11 protein-coding genes are annotated in these 12,354 nt (G+C 42.3%); 7 read left to right on the forward strand and 4 right to left on the reverse strand.

What is annotated here, in order from left to right; all coding sequences use genetic code 11:
• The first annotated feature begins 48 nt into the window (after nucleotides 1–48).
• The 3 genes from AFM12_RS08340 to AFM12_RS08355 all read left to right on the forward strand — a co-directional run bounded on the left by AFM12_RS08340 (nucleotide 49) and on the right by AFM12_RS08355 (nucleotide 2,149).
• Nucleotides 49–780 (forward strand): MlaE family ABC transporter permease, encoded by a 732-nt coding sequence (locus AFM12_RS08340; protein ID WP_374754266.1) that lies wholly within the window; start codon nucleotides 49–51, stop codon nucleotides 778–780.
• 7 nt (nucleotides 781–787) lie between these two features.
• On the forward strand, nucleotides 788–1,540 hold the full coding sequence (locus AFM12_RS08345; protein WP_055146542.1) for an ABC transporter ATP-binding protein: 753 nt from the start codon (nucleotides 788–790) through the stop codon (nucleotides 1,538–1,540).
• Nucleotides 1,541–1,657: 117 nt separating this feature from the next.
• Nucleotides 1,658–2,149 carry a hypothetical protein gene (locus tag AFM12_RS08355; RefSeq protein ID WP_131458256.1) on the forward strand — a complete coding sequence of 164 codons (492 nt, stop codon included), beginning with the start codon at nucleotides 1,658–1,660 and terminating at the stop codon, nucleotides 2,147–2,149.
• 88 nt (nucleotides 2,150–2,237) lie between these two features.
• On the opposite strand, the gene AFM12_RS08360 is transcribed toward AFM12_RS08355, so the two are convergent.
• The gene (locus AFM12_RS08360) at nucleotides 2,238–3,632 is read right to left on the reverse strand and encodes an MBL fold metallo-hydrolase (protein WP_055146551.1); all 1,395 of its coding nucleotides are present in this window, start codon (nucleotides 3,630–3,632) and stop codon (nucleotides 2,238–2,240) included.
• Between the two features lie 74 nt (nucleotides 3,633–3,706).
• A complete protein-coding gene (gene purH / locus AFM12_RS08365; RefSeq protein WP_055146554.1) occupies nucleotides 3,707–5,221 on the reverse strand; it encodes a bifunctional phosphoribosylaminoimidazolecarboxamide formyltransferase/IMP cyclohydrolase in 1,515 nt (504 codons plus the stop codon).
• Nucleotides 5,222–5,435: 214 nt separating this feature from the next.
• Here purH and AFM12_RS08370 point away from each other — a divergent pair, with 214 nt between their 5' ends.
• From AFM12_RS08370 to AFM12_RS08380, 3 genes are all read left to right on the forward strand, one after another.
• Nucleotides 5,436–7,199, forward strand: a complete 1,764-nt coding sequence (locus AFM12_RS08370; protein WP_157687338.1) for a sialate O-acetylesterase — start codon at nucleotides 5,436–5,438, stop codon at nucleotides 7,197–7,199.
• 3 nt (nucleotides 7,200–7,202) lie between these two features.
• Nucleotides 7,203–8,183, forward strand: a complete 981-nt coding sequence (locus AFM12_RS08375) for a glycosylasparaginase (protein ID WP_055146560.1) — start codon at nucleotides 7,203–7,205, stop codon at nucleotides 8,181–8,183.
• 65 nt (nucleotides 8,184–8,248) lie between these two features.
• Nucleotides 8,249–9,559, forward strand: coding sequence for a DEAD/DEAH box helicase (locus tag AFM12_RS08380; RefSeq protein WP_055146562.1), 1,311 nt, complete (start codon nucleotides 8,249–8,251; stop codon nucleotides 9,557–9,559).
• Here the strand turns inward: AFM12_RS08380 and AFM12_RS08385 are convergent.
• Nucleotides 9,556–9,984: a hypothetical protein gene (locus tag AFM12_RS08385; RefSeq protein ID WP_055146565.1), complete on the reverse strand. Its 429-nt coding sequence runs from the start codon at nucleotides 9,982–9,984 to the stop codon at nucleotides 9,556–9,558. The two genes, AFM12_RS08380 and AFM12_RS08385, sit on opposite strands and share 4 nt — an antisense overlap.
• A gap of 181 nt (nucleotides 9,985–10,165) precedes the next feature.
• On the opposite strand from AFM12_RS08385, the gene AFM12_RS08390 reads away from it, so the two are divergent.
• Nucleotides 10,166–11,449 (forward strand): enolase C-terminal domain-like protein, encoded by a 1,284-nt coding sequence (locus AFM12_RS08390; protein ID WP_055146568.1) that lies wholly within the window; start codon nucleotides 10,166–10,168, stop codon nucleotides 11,447–11,449.
• Nucleotides 11,450–11,552: 103 nt separating this feature from the next.
• Here the strand turns inward: AFM12_RS08390 and AFM12_RS08395 are convergent, their stop codons facing one another.
• Entirely contained in the window at nucleotides 11,553–12,308 is a 756-nt protein-coding gene (locus AFM12_RS08395) for an SDR family NAD(P)-dependent oxidoreductase (protein WP_055147845.1), read from the reverse strand.
• Between the last annotated feature and the right edge of the window lie 46 nt (nucleotides 12,309–12,354).

The raw sequence follows: 12,354 nt of genomic DNA on the forward strand, positions 1-12,354 counted from the left end.
AGAGCCGATCTATTTATTACCTTTGTAAAAGCCGTAAAATCTAGCTTTATGCTGTCAATAGCAGGAAAATTTTTCCTTTTTCTGGGGAGTCTTTTTGTTCGTCGTGAAACCTTTAAAGTCTATTGGGACAGGTTCATTGACGAATGCATCAAAATAGGAACCAACTCTGTCTTCATTGTTGCCATTGTCGCCGTATTTATTGGGGCGGTAACCTGTGTGCAGATATATGCGAACCTTGTTAGTCCGTTTATACCGAATTATATCGTAAGTAATGTAGTTAGGGATATGGTTCTTTTAGAGCTTTCTTCCACATTTATGTGTGTGGTTTTGGCCGGTAAAGTGGGGTCGAATATTGCTGGTGAATTGGGCACCATGCGAATCACCGAGCAGATCGACGCTCTTGAGGTGATGGGTATCAACTCGGCCTCTTATCTGGTTCTTCCAAAGCTGCTGGCGGCTGTAGTTACTTTTCCTCTTTTGGCTATACTTTCAGATTTTCTGGGCATCGGAGGTGGTTACTTAGCCGGTACTTTAACGGGCATTCTGACGCCGGAAGAATATATTTATGGTATCCGCTTTTCTTTTGTGCCTTATAATATCATTATCGCCATTGTGAAGGCTTTCGTATTTGGTTTTCTCATTGCCACCATTTCCTCTTATAAAGGCTTTTATACCCGCGGAGGTGCTCTGGAAGTGGGGATGTCAAGCACCGCGGCTGTTACCAATAGTTGTATAGCGATTTTAATTGCCGATTACTTATTAGCAGAACTTTTAACCTGATTTTCCATTGATAGAAATTAAGAATATTTCCAAGTCTTTCAACGGCCGTCAGGTACTCCACGATATCAGCGGGACTTTTGAGAAAGGCAAAACCAGCTTGGTGATTGGTGCCAGCGGAACTGGGAAAAGTGTGTTGCTGAAATGCATGCTTGACCTGATAAAGCCTGAAGAAGGGCAGGTGCTTTATGACGGTCGTCGTTTCCTGCTTCAGGAAGAAAAAGACAAAAAAGATATCCGCCGCGAAATGGGAGTCCTCTTTCAGGGTGGAGCTCTTTTCGATAGCAAAACGGTGGAGGAGAATGTTCGTTTTCCGCTGGATATGTTGACGGATATGCCGGAAAACGAAAAGAGAGATCGCGTGGAGTTTTGTCTTCACCGGGTAGGCCTCGATGGCACCGGCAAACGAATGCCTTCTGAGATTTCCGGTGGTATGAAAAAAAGAGTAGGTATTGCCAGGGCAATTGTAATGAACCCAAAATACCTTTTCTGCGATGAGCCAAACTCCGGTCTGGATCCACTTACGGCCATCAAAATTGATGAACTCATCAAAGAAATCACTGACGAATACCAGATCACTACAGTGGTGATTACTCACGACATGAACTCGGTTCTGAGTATCGGCGAATACATCATGTTCCTTTATCAAGGCAAAAAAATCTGGGAAGGAGATAGCCAATCCATCATGAAAACCCACATCAAAGAACTGGATGAGTTTGTGTTTTCAAATCATGCTTTGCGTCAGTTGAGGGATGGGCACTAAAAGCTCTCCGAAATCTCCGACTTCGATGGGGTGTTTTCAAAACTCTGTTTTGAGGGAATGGTTACTTGTGTTGTATTGGTCACAAGCAGGAGTTTTAATAAAAACACATCTTCATATATGAAAAAGTTGTTGATTTTAACTCTGTTTTCGATGTCTTCATGTTTTTCAAATGACATTGGTTACACATTTGTAAACAATACGAAGTATAATATTCAAATAAGACCTTTTGAGTTTGGAAAAAATGGAGAACTCATTGACATAGAAATGGATTTGGTCAATATTGAAATACCACCAAATGGAAAAACCGAGAGAGTTTATGCCAGCCTTCATGGGGATGGAAGTCCATCTTCCTTTTGGAGTAATTTTGAAATAAAGAACTTACACGTTCTTTTAAGTGATACCGTAAGTTTTGTTATCACCTGTGATAGTCTGAATAATTCAGAACTTCCATTTCCTTATTGTATTGAAACAGATTCTTTATACCAGAAATTTGATTTTCTTTTCGAACCAGAAAGCAGGATTCTAGGAGAGAAGGATTTTATTGCTGGGAGGAAAGTATTTAGCCAATATTTTTACGTAATCGAGGAGTCAGATTTAGATAATTTATGACCTGTAACTTCGAATCTTCACAATTTCAAAAAAGCAACTGGTCAGAGACCACTATTCACCCCAACGAAGCCTCCGACCTCGCTTAACATTAAATCACAAAACCCTCTTGATGCTGCGGAATTTCAATGGTTTTGAAACCCATTCCATGGAGTTTTTCTGCAAAGGCTCGTTGAGTGTCAATTTCTCCGTGAACCAGAAAAACCTTTTTAACTTTTGAAGCATCCTGGCAGCTCAGGTAATCCATCATTTCTTCGTAATCGCCATGTGCTGAGAAAGAATCCATGATTTCTACGTTGGCATTGAGTTCCAGCTCATCACCAAAGATTCTGATTTTTGGTGCTTTGATCTTGATTTGATAACCCAATGAACTTGGCGAGCAGTAACCCACAATCATGATGGTGTTCTTCGGGTCTTCGCAGTTATTTTTGATATGGTGCTTGATTCTGCCTGCCTCGGCCATTCCGGAAGCCGAAATAATGATGCAAGGCTGATCATAAAAGTTAAGGGCCTTAGAATCGTCTACTTTTGTAATGTAATGCAGCGTTTCAAAACCGAATGCATCGCCGTCTCTTTTGATATAATCCAGGATTTCAGGGTTAAACTCTTCCTCATGTTTCCGCATGACCAGCGTGGCTTTTACCGAAAGCGGGCTATCAATATAAACCGGTATTTTCGGCAATTTTCCTTCACTCTCCAGAATGTCCAAAGCATAAATTAGCTCCTGTGTCCGGTCTACAGAGAATGCAGGAATGATCAGCTTTCCACCTTTTTCTACGCAGGTTTCTTTTACAACTTCTAAAAGGCGAGCCCTCATATCCTCTGAAGGAGCATGCAGGCGGTCGCCGTAAGTAGATTCACAAATGATATAATCTGATTGTGGAAAAGCCTCCGGACTTCTTAAAATCTTATCATTTGGTCTTCCAATATCACCGGTAAAGAATATCGACTTTTTGTGCTGATCTTCTTCGTATTCGATAAAGATGCCTGCACTGCCAAGAATATGACCTGTTTCGTAAAAGCTGAAGGTAACCCCGGGCTCAATCTCAAATTTCTGGTGGTAACCCACGGTTTTCATCAGCTCAATTGCCTTTTCTGCATCTTCTTCTTCATATAAAGCTTCCAGCAGTTCACGACCCTGCTTTTGTCGCCTTTTATTAATGCGTTTTACATCACTCTGCTGAATTTTTGCGGAGTCCAGCAGCATGATCTGGCAAAGGCTTTTAGTGGCGGGTGTACAATAAACGGTTCCGTTAAATCCTTCTTTGACCAGTCTTGGAAGCAATCCCGTATGGTCAATATGAGCATGCGATAGAATCACGTAATCAACATCTGCCGGGTTAAACCCAAAGGAGAGATTAAGCTCTGTAGTACCAATACCTTGAAAAAGACCGCAATCCAAAAGAATCTTGGTGCCTTTATTGGTAGTGAGAAGGTGCTTGCTACCGGTTACCCGACGTGCAGCTCCGTAAAATTGTACTTTCATTTCAAATAGGTTTGAGGTCAGAGGTCAGAAGTTTGAAGTCGATTACTTCCGACTTCAAACTTCCAACTTCTTGATTAATGTAAAAAGTGTCTTACACCCGTCATCACCATTGCTACGCCATTTTCATTGCAATAATCTATGCTGAGTTGGTCGCGGATAGAGCCACCCGGCTGTACTACGGCTGTAATTCCAGCGTTATGACCGATCTCTACGCAATCCGGGAACGGGAAGAAGGCTTCTGAAGCCATCACCGCACCATTTAGATCAAAACCAAATTCTTTAGCCTTGTCAATAGCCTGTTTGAGAGCATCCACTCTTGAGGTTTGACCTACCCCGCAAGCCAGTAGTTGACCTTCTTTCGCCAAAACCACATTGTTTGATTTTAGGTGCTTGCAGATCTTCAAGGCGAATTCCAGAGCTTTTACTTCTGAATCGGTTGGTTTTTTCTCTGTTGCGGCGTTGAACTGGTCACCACCTTCCATGCTCATGTCTTTATCCTGCTCTAAAACGCCATTGAGAAGGGTTCTGTATTGTTTTTTGCCAAGGGTAACATCCTTTCTGATCAGCAATCTGCGATCTTTCTTCTTCGTCAAAATGTCCAAGGCTTCCTGATCAAAAGCCGGAGCTACCAGAATCTCAAAGAACAGCGAATGCATTTCTTCGGCAGTCGCTTTGTCAATGGTAGAATTGGTGATCAAAACACCACCAAAAGCAGAAACCGGGTCGCAGGCCAATGCATTTTTGTACGCTTCATGCGTAGTGGCCGCTGAAGCCACCCCACAGGCGTTATTATGCTTCATGATCACAAAGGTGAGATCATCAAACTCATCAATAAGCCTAACGGCAGCATCCGTATCCATCAGATTGTTGTACGACAACTCTTTTCCGTGAATCTGATCAAACATAGCATCGAGGTCGCCATAGAATGTGGCCGCCTGATGCGGATTTTCTCCGTATCGCAATGTTTTTGACGCACCAGCTCTGAAATTTCCGGCTCCCTCTGCTCCAGAGAAATAACCATGAATGGCGGAGTCATAATGAGAACTAACCCCAAAAGCCTTCATGGCATAGTGCTTTCTATCTTCAAGATCGGTACCACAGCCTTTTTCTTTCAAAATGTCATAGACATCATCGTACTGATCTCTGTTTGACACGATAAGTACATCCTGATAATTTTTGGCCGCTCCTCTGATCAGGGCAATACCCCCGATGTCAATTTTTTCAATGATATCATCCTCAGAAGCACCTGAAGCTACGGTTTCTTCAAAAGGATACAGGTCAACAATAACAAGATCGATGGCAGGAATCTCAAATTCAGCAGCCGTTTTTACATCGTCTTCGTTTTCTCTTCTGTGCAGAATGCCTCCGAATACTTTCGGGTGGAGTGTTTTTACTCTTCCACCAAAAATTGAAGGGTAAGAAGTAAGGTCTTCAACGGCCGTTACCGGGATACCAAGGTCTTCAATGAATTTCTGAGTTCCGCCGGTAGAGTAAACCTGAACATCGTTTTCATGAAGTAGTTTAGCGATTTTATCTAAACCATCTTTGTAAAATACTGAGATCAGTGCCGACTGAATTTTCTTTGCCATCGTAGTTATTAGATTCTTTTGATAATTAAGAGTGCAAAAATAAGGCTTTTTGATCGTCGAGCTTAATTTCGCTGAGAGTTTAAAAGATTGTGACCGGTACTGTGTATCTTTTACCAAATTTATCAGAATGTTTCACAAGCTGATCTTACCATTAATTCTATTGATTTTCTGCTTTTCTCCCTTGTTCGGGTTTGGAAAGTATGTGGTTTTGCCAATGGAAAAATCAGTTTATCAGCGAAATATTAAGAATGTCGGAGCCGTAAGAGTTAGTCTGCAAAATTTGAATCAGTTTAAATCGATTAGGCTCAAAGTCAATGACTTGGAAAGCCAATGGTCTCTGGAAACTTTCATTGATCTAAAGGCTGGTAAAAGTAAATTGGATACAACTATCCAACTTCAAGGGGGTTGGTATTCGTTTGACTTTGAATTTCTTGATGAAATTGAGGTAAAGGCTTCAGAAAAAATTGATCATGTTGGTGTTGGTGAGGTTTTTCTGATAGCCGGTCAGTCAAATGCTCAAATGGAAGGGCCGGCCCCTGTTGATGATCGGGTGGTAGCGGCATTATTTGACGGTGGTCGTGAAGGCAGACCAAACTTCATTTCTCTGAATACCACAGAGTACAAAAGATGGGTATGGCCGAGCCCTCCGGGCACTTCTTTTCTGGGTTCTTTGGGAGATTCACTTGTCAGTCGATTGAAAGTGCCGGTTCTTTTCTTTAACGCCGCGGCAGGCGGAACATCCACAGGTGATTGGTGGACTTCGGCCGTCTATAATGAGCCTCCTTACTTTTATGTAGACTATATGTTACATAAATTCACTTTTGATCTTGGTCTTAGAGGTGTTTTATGGATGCAGGGGGAATCAAATTCAGTAAATCCCGGCTACAATGCCACTTCAGAAATTTACCGGGACGAAGTTTTTTACATGGTTCAAAAGATGAGAGATACCCTTGATTTTCAACAATTAAGTTGGGTGATATCTTTGACATCCTGGAACAAGGCTGGAGCGGACCCCGAAGCGGGGATTGATCCAAATCCATGGGAATTGAGAAAGCCAACCCGTGATGGTCAAATGCTTTTGGTGGAGTCTGATCCAGATATATTTTTAGGACCAGATACAGATATTCTGGAAGGATTGGCAAACTCAACATTGAGATCAGACGGAACCCATTTTACACAGGAAGGATTTGTTTTGGCTGGAGTATTGTGGAACAGAGCCCTTTCGGATGACTACTTTACTCAATCGGTACCGTATACGGGGAAATTCTTCAAAAGTCAGGAGATTGAGAATCACAAAAGAGATCAGAAAGTTGTTTTTAAAGATTGGAATTTGCCTTTGAATTGCAATTGGACGGCTTTACCAAAAGCTTCAGAAATTGACCTGCCGGTTTCGTTTTCATTGACCAAGGATAGTCCGGCCGAAATAGTCGGAGATTCCATTCGCCTTTCAGGTCTTGAGGGAATTGTTGGTCTTGTTTTCGGTAATAATGGGAATGAAGAGTTTAACAGACTTCAGGATACTTTGTTTTATGAGGTGCCTAAGCTTATTGGAACGCCAATCAAAATATCAGAACCGACTGACTACGTAGAAGGTGAAGTCATCAGTCTTGAAGCTCAATGTGACGCGGGCCAGGTCTTTTGGCGTGATTCGGAAGGATTTGAAACCGTAAATACTTCTGTTGATCTTATTTATCTGCAACAGACTCAAATATTTGTTTTTTGTAGGAAAGAGTCCTGTGTAAGCACTACAGGAGAATCATTCAAACTCGAAGGAAGCGAGTGTCTTAATGAAGAGCAAAATCAGTTTTCAAGGGAGGAATATGTCGTTCTTGACCAGATGTTTAAGAAGATTGAGACTTTGGATAAATCGGATATTATTGATCTTATTCTAAAAAATAACCTTCAAAAGAAAATATACCTTCATCAAAGTATTGACCAAAAGATTACACTTTCATTTAACCGATGTAAAACCGAATAAAGGATGACAAACAGAAGAGAATTTATTAAAGCTGGTTCAGCACTGGCTGCCCTTAGTTTAATTTCTTGCGAAGAGCAGGAAAAGCATGTTCAAAATACGAACTCAAAGCCACAATTACCCATCAGTATCGCTACTTGGGGACCTAACGAGGCCGCCGTTAACGCAGCAATGGCTGAAATAGAATCGGGCAAAACGTCCTTAGATGCTGTAGAGGCCGGAGCGAAAGTGCCAGAAGGCGACCCCAAAGACATGAGTGTAGGTTACGGCGGAAGGCCAGACAGAGACGGTAAAGTAACGCTGGATGCCTGTATCATGGACTGGGAAATGAATGCCGGATCGGTGTCGTTTGTTCAGGGCATCAAACATCCTATTTCTGTAGCTCGGAAAGTAATGGAAAAAACTCCCCATGTAATGTTAGCTGGTGAGGGTGCTCAAAAATTTGCTGTAGAAGAAGGTTTTGAAGTTGAAAACATTCTGACTGAGGAGGCAGAAAAGGCCTATGAAGAATGGTTGAAGACAGCTGAATACAAGCCTCAGGCCAATATTGAGCGTCATGATACTATCGGTATTATGGCCATTGACAATAACTCTAAAATTGCCGGAGCTTGTACTACAAGCGGCATGGCTTTTAAAATGCATGGCCGTGTGGGCGATTCACCGGTGATCGGTGCAGGAATGTATGTGGATGATGAAGTTGGCGGAGCCGTAGCCACCGGTGTAGGGGAGTTGGTTTTGAAAACCTGTGGTTCATTTTTGATCGTAGAATTGATGAGACAGGGAAAATCTCCTCAGGAAGCTTGTGAGGAAGGGGTTAAACGAATTGCAGCTAAAGTCAAAAACTTTGAGGAATCTCAGGTTGGCTTTCTGGCTATAAACAAGGAAGGGCACCATGGAGCATTCGCCATTCTGAAGGGTTTCAATTACGCTATTAATCAGGGTGGTGAAACCAAGGTTTATGAAAGCGATTATCTGGTGAAATCCTGATGGATAAACTTGTGGGCACATTAATTGTTATATTTGTGAACAAACGTGCTTAAACAACCACTGATTTGACATTCAAAGAATTACAGCTCGACGAAAAATTACTGGAAGGCCTTGACGCTATAGGTTTTGAGAATGCAACTCCCGTTCAGGAGCTTGCTGTTCCAAAAATTCTGCAAAACAAAGATTTGATCGCCTGTGCTCAAACGGGTACAGGAAAGACCGCGGCCTTTCTTTTACCTGTTTTGCATAAAATTGTGAATATGCCTGAAAAAGACAGGCATTTGAACACATTGATCATTGCTCCTACCCGTGAACTGGCTATACAGATTGACCAGCAGGTGGAGGGCCTTTCTTATTTCACGGGTGTGAGTTCTATTCCGGTGTATGGCGGAGGTGATGGCGAGGCGTTCATAACTCAGAAAAGAGCTCTGGAAGCCGGAGCGGATATTGTAATCGCAACACCAGGAAGGCTGATTGCCTTGATGAACTCAAAAACTGTTGATTTTGGCAAACTTCAACACCTTATTCTGGATGAGGCCGACCGAATGCTGGACATGGGATTTTTGGGAGATATCATGCGAATCATCTCCAATTTGCCTGAAAACAGACAAACTCTGCTTTTCTCGGCGACAATGGCTCCTGAAATCAGGAAACTGGCAGCCAAAATTTTGAAGGAACCGGAGCAAATTAATATTGCGATTTCCAAGCCGGCCAAAGGGATTGACCAGCAGGCTTACGTGGTTTATGATACTCAAAAATTGCCCCTGTTAGTTTCAATTGTCAAAGACGAGAATTTCAAAAGCATTATCGTATTCTCTTCTTCCAAAGACAATGTGAAAAACATTGAACGTGAACTCAATAATCACAAATGCGGAGCCAAGGGCTTCAGTTCAGACCTTGACCAGTCGGCCCGTGAGGCCTTGATGAATCAGTTTAAAGCCGGAAAGGTGCGTGTTCTGGTAGGCACCGACGTAATTTCAAGAGGAATTGATGTTACTGGAATTGACCTAGTCGTTAATTTTGATTGTCCGCCTGATCCTGAGGACTATATACACAGAATCGGTCGTACAGCAAGAGCGGGATCTGCCGGCACGGCAATAACTTTGATCAATCAGAAAGATCAACGCAAATTCTATAGAATAGAAAGCTTGATTGGTGAAGATATCCCTAAGAAAGATATTCCTGAAGAATTTGGAAAGGGTCCTGAATACACACCTCAAAAGAAAGGTGGTGGATTAAAAGGTGACAGCAAAAAGAACTTCAAAGGAAAGTCAAATCGTAATTTTAAAGGTAAACGGCCTTTTAGAGGTAAAAGGAAAGGTGCTGGCCCTAAAGGCTCTTCTAAATCAGAAAACAGACCGCCTAAATCGGATTAAATAGTAGCGGCTGCCGTCAGACTGATTAAAACAATAATGCCATAAACGGCTAGCACGGTTAATCCCATCGCAATACAACCTTTAAACGCTGTGTTTACGGCGTCTTTGTCTTTATCGGTCATGATCAGTACGATGATCACTCCCCAGATGCCAAGACAAAATCCCCACCAAAATGGAGGTATTAAAGTGTCATTATCTGTCAAAAAGGCTGTACCGGTTAAATCAGAATCAAAGGTCAGGTTTTCGATTAGTTCCGGAGATTCTTTTTCAAGAGTTGATAGGCTTATGTCTGGATTTTGATTGACTACTTGTTCAATCTTTTCAAGATGGCTAAAATCAATTTCTTCATTTTTTAGCTCAAAGGGGTTGTTTGCCAGAGCAATAATTGAAAAGAAAAAGAGGGTGATTGTGTAAATATGCTTCATTGGTAGTCTTAAGTTGTTTTTGGTTTGCGATGCAAATAAAGTGCCTTTCTTCAAAAGTCAATTCGTTTTTAATTCTTCCATTTCGGTTTGTAAAATGGGCATCAAATTATTGTTTTTGGTCGATCCCGCTTTATGAATTCAGAATCAAATAATTAGCTTCAATAAACCTTATTGAGACCTGATGAATTCAAGAAGAAAATTTTTGACCGATGTGGTCAAAACCTCCGTCTTTTTACCTTTTTATGCTCGGTTTGGAGATCAACTTTTCTCCAGTAACACTATCATTGAGGATGTACAAATCCTCAAGGTCAGCGGGCCATTTACCCGTGAGCATTCAGGGTATAATCGCCAACATCAAAGTCATGCCAATGATATTTATGAAGAGCTTCGCCCTGACGTCTATGTAGATCGCTCGAACAGCCCGACTGGAACTTATACGTTGAATCATATTTACCTCAAAATTATCACCCGGGGAGGCATAGAAGGGCTTTATGGTGAAATTGAGCATTCTTTGGTTGAGCCAATACTGAAGCAATTGAAGCCTTTTCTAATTGGCAAGGATGCTCTGGCTGGTGAAAAACTTTGGGATCAAATGTATCGCGGCAACCGACATGCCCGGGCGGGGCATTATATGATGGCGATTTCAGCTGTTGACAATTGCCTTTGGGATATTCGTGGCAAATACTTCAAAGCACCTGTTTATGAATTATTGGGCGGGCCGACACGCTCAAAAGCTCAGGTTTACGGCAGCTGCTTAGGTTATACTATAGAGAAAGGCAAAGTGGGGCCCAGAGCCAAAGAACTCCTTGACCAGGGTTTCACCCATCAGAAGTGGTTCACCGCTTACGGCCCGGCGGATGGAACTCATGGTATGAAACGGAATATTGAGCTGGTAGAAGAGCTGAGAACCACTTTAGGAGAAGACGCCAGAATCATGTTTGACGCCTACATGGCCTGGGATGTAACTTATGCCATTCGCTGGTGCAATGCCGTTGAGAAATATCATCCGTACTGGCTGGAGGAGGCTTTCCCGCCCGAGCATTTGGAAAGTTTCAGATTACTAAGTGAGAAAACGACGGTGCCAATTGCGACAGGTGAGCATTTCTACAGCCGCTGGGAAGTTCAGAACTTTCTAAAGGCAGATGCCATAAAAATCATTCAGGCTGATCCTGAATGGTGTGGAGGTGTAAGTGAGCTGACGAAAATCTGTACGTTGGCCACGGCCTATGGAGCCAAGGTGATTCCGCATGGGCATAGCATTCATGCTGCATTGCATGTGGTTTTAAGTCAATCGCCAGAAGTGTGTCCGTTGGTGGAATATCTCATTAATCACGTACCCTACAAAATGCACTTCCAGAAAGAAAAATTTGTTACGCAGAATGGCTTTTTACCATTACCTACTAAGGCGGGTTTTGGGGTTGAGTTTGATGATAATACCGTTGAGAAGATAGAAGTACTGGTGTAATAAGCTAAGTGTTCAAACCTTACTAGTCTTAACTCCTTAATGTTAAACTCAAGCGGACTAATTTAACATTAAGAAATTAAGGTTTTAAAGAGATTAAGACAACTTAAAATCCTTTACTATTCCCTCCATCCACCGGCAGAGAAACAGAAGTAATATACTCCGAAGCATCAGAGGCCAGAAATACTGCGGCATAGCCTACATCTTTGATTTGCCCCCAGCGTTGAAGATGAATTTTATCAAAAGCCTTCATTTTTCTTGATGGGTCTGAGTTCATTGCGGTGAGCATCATATTAGTTTCTATAAAACCTGGTGCAATAGCATTCACACGAACACCAAAGGCTCCAAACTCCGAAGAGAACGCCATCACCAAACCTTCAACGCCATTTTTAGCCGCGGTGTAAGAAACCACGCGATCGATCCCATAATAGGCCGCCATGCTGGAGATCATGATGATAGAGCCCTTTTTACGCTCTGTCATGTATTTTCCAACTTCACGGGTCAAAGCAAAGACACCGTAAAGGTTGGTTTGAATGATGCGGTCAAATTCTTCATTGGTAGTTTCCAGAGCAGGTTTCTTTTGATTCACACCAGCGTTATTGACCAAAATATCAATGGCACCAATGCTTTCTTCAATGTCTTTAACAAGGCTGGGAAGGCTTTTCAAGTCAGTGATGTCATTGACTCTAACATGAACTTTGGGACCAAGCTTTTCAGCCGTTTCTTTTAGAACTTCTTCACGGCGACCAGTGATCACTACTTCGGCTCCGGCTTCAATAAAACACTCAGTAATGGCCAGGCCAATGCCTGCTCCACCACCTGTGACTAAGGCAATCTTGCCTTCGAGGGAGAATTTGTTCATCATTTTAGGGTACGCAGATTTTACTGATTTCTGCGGATAGGTTAAG

This window comes from Jiulongibacter sediminis (genome assembly GCF_001306455.1).
Classification (GTDB): domain Bacteria; phylum Bacteroidota; class Bacteroidia; order Cytophagales; family Spirosomataceae; genus Jiulongibacter; species Jiulongibacter sediminis.

Coding starts and splice junctions, on each gene's coding strand:
- AFM12_RS08340 (WP_374754266.1), top strand. CDS start 49: ATGCTGTCAATAGCAGGAAAATTTTTCCTTTTTCTGGGGAGTCTTTTT.
- AFM12_RS08355 (WP_131458256.1), top strand. CDS start 1,658: ATGAAAAAGTTGTTGATTTTAACTCTGTTTTCGATGTCTTCATGTTTT.
- AFM12_RS08360 (WP_055146551.1), bottom strand. CDS start 3,632: ATGAAAGTACAATTTTACGGAGCTGCACGTCGGGTAACCGGTAGCAAG.
- purH (WP_055146554.1), bottom strand. CDS start 5,221: ATGGCAAAGAAAATTCAGTCGGCACTGATCTCAGTATTTTACAAAGAT.
- AFM12_RS08370 (WP_157687338.1), top strand. CDS start 5,436: ATGGAAAAATCAGTTTATCAGCGAAATATTAAGAATGTCGGAGCCGTA.
- AFM12_RS08375 (WP_055146560.1), top strand. CDS start 7,203: ATGACAAACAGAAGAGAATTTATTAAAGCTGGTTCAGCACTGGCTGCC.
- AFM12_RS08385 (WP_055146565.1), bottom strand. CDS start 9,984: ATGAAGCATATTTACACAATCACCCTCTTTTTCTTTTCAATTATTGCT.
- AFM12_RS08390 (WP_055146568.1), top strand. CDS start 10,166: ATGAATTCAAGAAGAAAATTTTTGACCGATGTGGTCAAAACCTCCGTC.
- AFM12_RS08395 (WP_055147845.1), bottom strand. CDS start 12,308: ATGAACAAATTCTCCCTCGAAGGCAAGATTGCCTTAGTCACAGGTGGT.